General features: G+C 69.3%; 2 protein-coding genes and 2 pseudogenes. All 4 read left to right on the top strand.

The genetic code is table 11. The annotated features are described in order from the left end of the window. Positions 1-202 (top strand): annotated as a pseudogene (locus ABZ281_RS42400) (ABC transporter ATP-binding protein); the annotation flags it as partial. Positions 203-394: 192 nt separating this feature from the next. Continuing rightward, a pseudogene (locus ABZ281_RS42395) lies at positions 395-1384 on the top strand (ATP-binding cassette domain-containing protein); the annotation flags it as partial. Positions 1385-1572: 188 nt separating this feature from the next. Next, a complete protein-coding gene (gene ddaH / locus ABZ281_RS42390) occupies positions 1573-2349 on the top strand; it encodes a dimethylargininase (protein ID WP_356663355.1) in 777 nt (258 codons plus the stop codon). A gap of 192 nt (positions 2350-2541) precedes the next feature. Next, on the top strand, positions 2542-3519 hold the full coding sequence (locus tag ABZ281_RS42385; protein WP_356663353.1) for an acyl-ACP desaturase: 978 nt from the start codon (positions 2542-2544) through the stop codon (positions 3517-3519). Positions 3520-3591: the final 72 nt, after the last annotated feature.

Below are 3591 nucleotides of genomic sequence, written 5' to 3'. Positions count from 1 at the left end.
CCTGCTGTACGAGCCGACCAACAACCTCGACATGGCGAGCGTGCGGCAGCTCACCACGGCCCTGGAGTCGTACGAGGGAGCGCTGATCGTGGCCAGCCACGACCTGCCGTTCCTGGACTCGATCGGCATCACGCGCCGGCTGCTGCTGGAGGAAGGAGAACTGAGGGAAATCACGCCAGAGGCTGTCGGGATTTCCTCCTAGCGTCGGTGGCATGACCGACTTCCCACACGATGCCATCACCCTGACCGGAGCACGCAAGAACAACCTCAAGGACGTCACCCTCCGCATCCCGAAAGGCCGGCTGACCGTGTTCACCGGCGTTTCGGGATCGGGGAAGTCGTCCGTAGCCTTCGACACGATCGCGGTGGAGTCGCAGCGCCAGCTGAACGAGACGTGGCCTCCTCCGGCACGCTCACCGGGCGCTGCCTGCGCACCCGTACGGCGATCAAGGACGGGGTGCGGAAGCCCACCGGCGAGCTGTGGGTCAAAGGCGCCGACCGGCACAACCTGCGGGATGTGACCGTTCGGTTCCCGGCGGGTGTGCTCACCGCCGTGACCGGGGTCGCCGGGTCGGGAAAGAGCACCCTGGCCGGGAGTTCATCGCCGCGCACGAGGAGGCCGTGGTCGTCGACCAGTCGTCGATCGGCATCTCGGGCCGTTCCACTCCGGCGACCTACCTGGGGATCATGGACATGGTCCGGAAGATCTTCGCCCGCCGGACGGGGGCCGAGGCGGGCCTGTTCAGCTTCAACTCCGATGGCGCCTGCGGCACATGCGAGGGCCGGGGCGTCATCTGCACCGACCTCGCCTTCATGGACCCGGTGACGACGACCTGCCACGACTGAGGGGCGGCGCTTCAAGGAGGAGGTGCTGCGGCTGACCGTGCGGGGCAGTTCCGTCGCGGACGTCCTGGAGATGACGGCCGAGCAGGCCCTCGGCTTCTTCGACGACCCGGGCGTACAACGCCGGCTGCGCGCCCTTCGGGACGTCGGACTCACGTACCTGACGCTCGGCCGGCCCCTCTCCACGCTCTCCGGCGGCGAGCGGCAGCGCATCAAGCTGGCCACGCGACTGCACCGGACGGGTGCGGTCTACGTGCTCGACGAACCGACGACCGGCCTGCACATGGCGGACGTGGAGGGCCTCGTCGCCCTGCTGGACCGGCTGGTCGACTCGGGCAACACGGTCGTCGTGGTCGAGCACAACCTGGCCGTGGTCGCGCGGGCCGACTGGGTGATCGACCTCGGCCCGGACGGCGGCCGGGACGGCGGCGAAATCGTCTTCGAGGGGACGCCCCTCCGCCTCCTGGAGGCGGAGGGGTCGTCCACCGGGGAGCATCTTCGGCGGGCGGTGGGGCGGGAGGGTGCCGGGTCGGTGGGTTGAGTTCGAGGGGACGCGGACGGGGTACTGGCGGGGTGGAGCAGCCCTCCGCCCCCTCCGCCGCTCCCCAGGGCTGTCCTCTCCCCCGTTCGCCCTGCATGATGGCGGCCGACGCCCGAGGGGTTCCGGTCGATCCCGGAAGCTCCGCCGGTGCGGTCCCGACACGTCCCATCCGATACGGAGTCACGCTCGTGCCCAGCAAGAAGGTTCTCGTCCGCCGCCCCAGCCCGCGTCTCGCCGAAGGGCTGGTGACGCACATCGAGCGGGAGAAGGTCGACGCCGACCTCGCCGTCGAGCAGTGGGAGGCGTACGTGGAGGCCCTGCGCACGCACGGCTGGGAGACCATCGAGGTGGACCCCGCCGACGACTGCCCGGACTCGGTGTTCGTCGAGGACACGGTCGTGATGTACAAGAACGTGGCCCTGATCGCGCGCCCGGGCGCGGACTCCCGGCGCGACGAGACCGCCGGGGTCGAGGAGGCCGTGGCCGGTCTGGGCTGCTCGGTGAACTGGATCTGGGACCCGGGCACGCTGGAGGGCGGAGACGTCCTGAAGATCGGCGACACTGTCTACGTGGGCCGGGGCGGTCGCACCAACGCCGACGGCGTCCGGCAGCTGCGCGCCGCGTTCGAGCCGCTCGGCGCGCGAGTCGTCTCCGCGCCGGTGAGCAAGGTGCTGCACCTGAAGTCGGCGGTCACGGCGCTGCCGGACGGCACGGTCATCGGGCACATCCCCAAAATGGACACGCCCTCGCTGTTCGCGCGTTTCCTGCCGGTCCCGGAGGAGGCGGGATCGCACGTCGTCCTGCTCGGCGGCGACAAGCTGCTGATGGCGGCGAGCGCTCCGAAGACCGCCGAGCTGTTCTCCGATCTCGGGTACGAACCGGTCGTCGTGGACATCAGCGAGTTCGAGAAGCTCGAGGGATGTGTGACGTGCCTCTCGGTGCGGCTGCGGGAGCTGTACGTCTGACCGGAGGCACACGTTCCCCCTGCGACCTCCCGACCTGCGGGTCCGGGAAGCCCGACGCGCGGTCGGGTGACCCCGCTGATCAGCGGCCTTTACAGCACCTTTAACCTACGGTCTCGTAACCTACGGCAACGTAGCCTACGATGCCGTAGGTTCACCGCTCACCGCTCATACGCTTGTCCCCCTGGAGAGTCCATGACGATCACCACTCCCCACCTCGGCAGCCCGGCCGGCGCCTGGACCGACGCCCAGCTGCTGTATGCCCTGGAGGAAGTGGTCGAGAAGGAGCTGAACCGGCATCTGCAGGTCACCAAGGACTGGATGCCGCACGAGTACGTGCCCTTCAGCGACGGGCGCAACTTCCCCGGTCTCTTCGAAGACGGCGAGGCCTGGGAGAAGGAGCAGTCCAAGGTCACCGAGATCGGACGCATCGCGCTCGTCGTCAATCTTCTCACCGAGGACAACCTGCCCAGCTACCACCACGAGATCGCCTCGCTGTTCGGCCGCGACGGCGCCTGGGGCACCTGGGTGCACCGCTGGACCGCCGAGGAGGGCCGGCACGGCATCGTGATGCGCGACTACCTGCTCACCTCGCGTGCGGTGGACCCGGACAAGCTGGAGGAGTTCCGGATGTCCCACATGAGCGAGGGCTTCGAGTCGGACAACCGGCACTCGATGCTGCACTCGGTCGCCTACGTGGCCTTCCAGGAGCTCGCGACCCGCGTTTCGCACCGCAACACCGGCCACCAGTCCGGGGACCCGGTCTGCGACCGCATGCTGGCGCGCATCGCCACCGACGAGAACCTGCACATGGTCTTCTACCGGAACCTGCTGAAGGCGGCCTTCGAGCTGGCGCCCGACCTGACGATGATGGCGGTGCGCGACGTCATCGTGAACTTCCGGATGCCCGGCCACGGCATGCCCGGCTTCGAGCGGGCCGCCGCGCAGATGGCGATCGGCGAGATCTACAACATGCGCATCCACCACGACGACGTGCTCCAGCCGGTGCTGCGCTTTTTGAAGATCATGGAGATCGACGGTCTGGGCCCCGAGGGCCGCAAGGCGCAGGAGGAGCTCGGCCTGTTCATGGGCGGTCTGGACTCCGAGGCGTCGAAGTTCGACGAGAGGCTGGCCGCCCGCAAGGCCCGCATGGCGGCCCGGGCCGGCGCCTGACGCCGACCGGCACACACGGACACGGGGCCCCGGCCGCCACGAGCGGCCGGGGCCCCGTGCGTTCCGGCAGCG

It is taken from the genome of Streptomyces sp. NPDC006265, from assembly GCF_040613555.1.
Taxonomy (GTDB): domain Bacteria; phylum Actinomycetota; class Actinomycetes; order Streptomycetales; family Streptomycetaceae; genus Streptomyces.
The sequence above is the reverse complement of the archived record's forward strand: the minus strand, read 5'-3'. Positions and strand labels throughout refer to the sequence as shown.

Excerpts from the sequence above, each read along its gene's own strand:
- ABZ281_RS42385 (WP_356663353.1), top strand. The coding sequence starts at position 2,542 with ATGACGATCACCACTCCCCACCTCGGCAGCCCGGCCGGCGCCTGGACC.